Below are 6,106 nucleotides of genomic sequence, written 5' to 3' on the forward strand. Positions count from 1 at the left end.
GGGTCGGCCGGTGGAGCCTGAGGTGTAGATGACGTAGATGCTGTTGTCCGGCCCGGACAGGGCAGCCGGCGGGGTGGTGTCGGGCTGGGTGTCGAGGTTCTCTTGGTCGAGGACGACGAGTGGGCCGTCGTGGACGTTCTGGACGAGGGGCAGCAGTGCGGTTTCGGTGACGACGACGGATGCGCCGGCGTCGGTGAGGATGTAGGCGAGCCGGTCGGCGGGGTTGGCGGGATCCAGCGGCAGATAGGCGGCGCCGGATTTGAGGACGCCGAGCAGGGTGGGGAGCAGGTCGGTGCCGCGGGGCAGGCAGATGCCCACCAGGCGCTCCGGGCCGGCGCCCAGTTCCCGGAGCCGGTGAGCGAGTTGGTTGGCGCGGGCGTCGAGCTGGGCGTAGGTGAGGGACTGGCCGTCGGCGATGACCGCGACCGCGTCCGGAGTTCTGGCGGCCTGTTCCTCGAACAGCTCGTGCACCGTCCGCGTCACGGGCGTCGGACGTGCCGTCGCCCTGCCGGCCGCGAGCAGTTGCTCCCGCTCGCCCTCGGGCAGGTACACGGCGCGGGCGTCGCCGTCGTGGTCGGCGGCCATCGCCTCCAGAACCGCCCGGAACATCCCGGCGATCCGGTCGGCGTTGGCCTGGCTGAGCACATGGGAGGTGGAGCGCAGGCTCAGGACGCCGCCGAGGGCCGTGACGGTCAGGGCGAACTCGTTGGGGGCGTCGTTGAAGCCCCAGCCGTCCTCGGCCTCCTCGGCGTCCATCCGGTGGAAGTCGAGATAGCTGAAGAAGACGTCGACCAGACGGCCGCCGTCGGACCGTGCGATGGCCGGCATCGGGAAGTGGCGGTGCGGCCAGGCCTCGATCTCCCGGTCGGACATCTGCCGCACCAGCTCCCGCCAGGTGCGGGCGGAGCGGTCGGCGGGGAACGGCAGGGTGTTCAGATAGGTGCCGTAGATCCGGTCGGAGCCGGACGCCTCCGGGCGGCAGTGGGTGACCAGCCCGGCGTGGAAAGCGGGCTCGTCGGTGAGCTGCCCGACGACCTTCATGAACGCCGCGACCAGCACGCTCTTGACCGACGTCCGGGCCGCGCCGGCCAGGGCCCGCAACGGCTCCTCCAGGTCGCCGAAGCGCGCTCCGGCGCGGATGGTCTCGGCAGGCGAGGCCAGGTCACCGTGCCAGCCGGCGGGGATGTGGGCCTTGCTGTGCCCGGAGACCACGGTGTCCCAGTACGCGCGGTCCTCCGCCGACTCCAGGGCCGCGAGTTCGGCGGCCACGGAGTCGGCGAACCGCACCTCGGGAGCCTCGTACGGCTCCGGCTCCAGGCCGTCGCGCAGCCGCTGGTAGACCCGGACCAGGTCCACCAGGAACAGCTGGTTGCTCCAGCCGTCCATGACGGCGTGGCTCTGGGTGAACGCGCACAGCCAGTCGGCGCCCAGGACATGCGCGGCGACCCGCAGCAGCGGCTCGGTGCCGCCGAGGTCGAAGGGCCGGGCCCGCTCCTCGGCGACGTACGCGGTCATGGTCCGCCGCTGCCGCTCCTCGGTCAGTTCGCGCAGGTCGTGCACGGTGACGGGCACCTCGACGGCCGCGTGGACGAGTTGCAGCGGCACGGAGTAGCCGCTCAGCGCCACCGAGGTGCGCAGCGCCTCGTGCCGGGCGACCACGGTGCGCACGGCCTGCGCGAAGGCGTCGGCGTCGAACGGCTGGTCGTCGTGCACCCGGTAGACGTTGACGTTGTGGTAGTTGCCCCGCTCCTGGTCGGCGAGCGTCTCGACGAGCATGCCCGTCTGCACCAGGGAGAGCGGGTAGGCGTCGGCGACGCCCTCGGGCAGCTTCGCCCGGTCGGCCTCGGAGACCAGCGCGAACGGGGCGGTGAAGGACCGCGCGGCGGCGGCCGGCTCGGTCCGGCCGGACAGCAGCTCGCACAGTGCGGCCACCGTGCGGTGCGCGAAGACGTCACGGACCGCCACGTCGAGGCCCTCGTCACGCAGGGCACCGACGAGGGCCACGGCGCGGATGGAGTCGCCGCCGAGGTCGAAGAAGTCGTCGTGCACTCCGAGGCTGCCGTCGCCGAGCACCTGGCCCCACACCGCGGTGACCCGCTCCTCCAGCGGGGTGCGCGGCGCGGTGTACTCGACCCGGGCGTAGGCCTCCTCGCCCGGGGCGGGCAGCGCCCTGCGGTCCACCTTGCCGTTGGCGTTGAGGGGGATCGACTCCAGCGCCACGAACGCGGACGGCACCATGTACTCGGGCAGGCTGCGGCCGAGCAGGGTGTGCAGTTCGGCGGGGTCGGGGATGCTCTCCCCGGCCGGTACGAGGTAGGCGACGAGCCGCTTGTCGCCCGGGGCGTCCTCGCGGAGCAGCACGCGCGCGTCCGCGACCCGCGGGTGGTCGCCGAGCGCGGCCTCGATCTCGCCGAGTTCGACGCGGTAGCCACGGATCTTGACCTGTCCGTCGCCGCGGCCGAGGAAGTCGACGCTGCCGTCGGGCAGCACCCGGACGATGTCCCCGGTGCGGTACAGCCGTCCGCCGGGCGGGCCGTACGGGTCCGGCAGGAAGCGTTCGGCGGTGAGTTCCGGACGGCCGAGGTAACCGCGGGCGACGCCGGCGCCGCCGACGTACAGCTCGCCCGCGACACCGGCCGGTACGGGCTGGAGACGTCCGTCGAGGACGTACATCGCCACACCGGGCAGCGACCGGCCGATCGGCATCACGTCGGGCAGCGTCCCGTCCCGTGCCGGTTCGGGGACGGGCCAGATGCTGGTACCCACGGAGTTCTCGGTCGGGCCGTACTCGTTGACCAGCACGGTGTCCGGCGCCAGCTCCCGCCAGGACCGCACGGCCTGGCGGCGGAACGCCTCGCCGGCGACGACGAGCAGCGGGGCCAGCCGTCGCGCCTGGTCCGCGGAGAGCTGGTGCGTCAGCACCTCCAGGTGGGCCGGCGTCAGCTTCACGAAGGCGTACGGCGCACCGGCCGCCAGTGTCTCGCCGAGCCGGCCCAGGTCCAGGTCCTGGGGCAGGACATGCACCGGCTGCCCGGCCAGCAGCGGCGCCCACAGGTTGGGCACCACCAGGTCGAAGGCGATCGAGGAGAACAGCGGGGCACCCCCGCCGGCGCCGGTCAGCTCGCGCACGGCCCAGGCGACATGGTTGGCCAGCCCGCTGTGCGGGACCAGAACGCCCTTGGGCCGCCCGGTGGATCCCGAGGTGTAGATGACGTACGCCAGCCGGTCCGGGTCGGCGACCCGCTCCGGGGCCGACGACGGCTGGGCGTCGACGGACGCGCGGTCGACGTCGACGAGCAGCGTGTGCCCGCCGAAACCGTCCGCCGAACGGTCCCGGTGGGCGGACTGGGTGAGCAGTACGGCGGCGTCCGCGTCGGCGAGCATGTGCGTGACCCGCTCGGCCGGGAAGACCGGGTCCATCGGCAGATAGGCGCCCCCGGCCTTCCACACCCCGAGCAGCCCTACGACAAGATCGGCGCTCCGGTCCAGAAGCACCGCGACCACCGACTCCGGCCCGACACCGAGTTCCCGCAGCCGGTGGGCGAGGCGGTTGGCGCGGGCGTCCAGCTCGGCGTACGTCAGCCGCTCGTCGCCGGACACGACCGCGAGCGCGTCGGGAGTGCGCAGGGCCTGCTCCTCGAAGGCCTCGAACACGGTCCGGGTCACCGGTTCGGTGGGGTTGACCGCCCACTCGCCGACCAGCCGGTCGTGCTCCTCGGCCGGGATCAGCGGCACGCGGGCGTCGCCGTCGGCGTCGGCTGCCATCGCCTCCAGCACCGCCCGGAACATCGCCCCGACGCGCTCGGTGTTCTCCAGGGTCAGCGACCAGGAGTCGGCGGTCAGGAAGATGTGCTTGACCCGGGAGGAGATGGTCAGCGGGAACTCGGTGGGGCTGTCGTCGATGCCGACCCGGTCGTCCACGAGCGCGGCGTCGACCTGCCGGAAGTCCTGGTAGTTGAAGAACACGTCGATCAGGCGCTGGGTGCCGCCGATCTCGCGCTGCACCGCCGGCAGCGGATAGCGGCGGTGCTCCCAGGTCTCGACCTCACGGGCGAACGTGGCGCGGACCAGCTCCAGCCAGGTGGCCGGCATCCGGTCGAAGGCCAGCGGCAGCGTGTTGAGATACATGCCGTAGACCCGGTCGGCGCCCGTGACCTCGGGCCGCACGTCGAAGACGAGACCGGCGTGGAACGCCTGGGCGTCGGTGAGCTGGGCCATGACCTTGCCGTACGCGGAGAGCATGACGCTCTTCAGTGACGCCCTGGCCTTCGCGGCGAGCGCCCGCAGCGCCGGCTCCAGGTCCTCCCAGGAGACCTGGACGTGGTGCTTCACACGCGGCGCACCACTGTCGTCGCCCCAGCCGGACGGCAGCGTGAACTTCTCGTAGTCGCCGGTGATCCGGCGCCAGAAGGCACGGTCGTCGGCGGAGGCCAGCGAGGCCAGTTCGCCCGCGACGGAGTCGGCGAACCGCACGGCGGGCCGGTCGTACGGCTCGGGCTCCAGGCCCTCCCGCAGACGCCGGTAGCAGCCCAGCAGCTCCATCAGCAGGGAGTGGTAGCTCCAGCCTTCCATGATCGGGTGGCACTCGGTGACCGAGATCCACCAGACCGTGTCACCCGTGACATGCGCGTGGAAGCGCATCAGGGTGGGCGTGCTCAGGTCGAACGGGTCGGCGCGCTCGGCCCGCACGAACTCCTGCAGCGAGTCCTGGAGTTCGTCCTCGTCGAGATGGCTGAGGTCGCGCACTCCCACGGCGGCCTCGGCACTCTCGTGGACCAGTTGCAGCGGCACCGAGAAGTCGGTCAGATGCACCGAGGTGCGGAGCATGTCGTGGCGCTCCACGACCTCGGCCACGGCCTTCCGGAACGCGGCGAAGTCGAAGGGCCGGTCGTCGAGGATCCGGAAGCAACTGCAGTTGTGGTAGTGGTTCTTCTCCTCGTCGGCCAGCATCTCGATGACCATGCCGGTCTGGATCTGGGACAGCGGGTAGGCGTCCACGACCCCGTCGGGCAGCTTCGCCCGGTCCTCGTCGGAGACCAGCGCGAACGGCTCCACCAGCGTGAGCTGTTCGGCCGATATCGCGGAGCGGCCGGTCAGCAGCTCACTCAGTTCGGCCACCGTACGCCGGTCGAAGACATCGCGTACGGAGAGGTCGAAGCCCGCGTCACGCAGGGCGCCGACGAGGGCCACGGCGCGGATGGAGTCGCCGCCCAGGTCGAAGAAGCTGTCGTGGACACCGACCCGCTCCACCTCCAGGGCGCCGGCCCAGACCGCGGCGACCTGCTCCTCGACCGGGGTGCGCGGCGCGGCGTAGGGAGCCCGGGCGAAGGCGTCCTCACCAGGGGCGGGCAGGGCGCGCTTGTCGAGCTTGCCGTTGGCCGTGAGCGGGATCGCCTCCAGCGTGACGAACGCCGCCGGGACCATGTAGTCCGGCAGGCCACGGGCCAGGAACTCCCGCAGCTCCGCGGTGTCCGGAGCGGTGTCGCCGGCCGGGACGAGATATCCGACCAGGCGTTTGTCGCCGGGGGTGTCTTCGCGGGCGAGGACGACGGCGTCGCGGAGGGCGGGGTGGGTGGTGAGGGTGGTTTCGATCTCGCCGAGTTCGATGCGGTAGCCGCGGATCTTGACCTGGTCGTCTGCGCGGCCGAGGAAGTCGAGGCTGCCGTCGGGGCGTCGGCGGGCGAGGTCGCCGCTGCGGTAGAGGCGGGCGCCGGGGGGTCCGTAGGGGTCGGGGACGAAGCGTTCGGCGGTGAGTTCGGGGCGGTGGAGGTAGCCGCGGGCGACGCCGGGGCCGCCGACGTGGATCTCGCCGGGGACGCCGAGGGGGACGAGGTTGCCGTAGCGGTCGAGAAGCCGGATGTGCAGGTCGGCCAGGGGGTGGCCGATGGGGTTGCCGGTCGAGTCGAGATCGGCGGCTGTGATGCGGTGGTAGGTGGTGTGGACGGTGGTTTCGGTGATGCCGTACATGTTGATCAGTGCGGGGGCATCGAGGGCGAGGCGGTTGGTCCAGGGGGTGAGTTCGGCGAGTTCGAGCTTTTCGCCGGCGAAGACGACGTGGCGGAGGGTGAGGTGGGGGATGCGTTGGTCGTTGTCGGTGGCTGCGTTG

At 72.1% G+C, this 6,106-nt stretch carries 1 protein-coding gene; it reads right to left on the reverse strand.

All coding sequences use genetic code 11. The annotated features are described in order from the left end of the window. A partial coding sequence (locus AQJ67_RS47910; RefSeq protein WP_159058885.1) for a non-ribosomal peptide synthetase occupies positions 1–6,106 on the reverse strand: 6,106 nt, incomplete at both ends.

Origin of the sequence: Streptomyces caeruleatus, assembly GCF_001514235.1 — a bacterium.
GTDB lineage: Bacteria > Actinomycetota > Actinomycetes > Streptomycetales > Streptomycetaceae > Streptomyces > Streptomyces caeruleatus.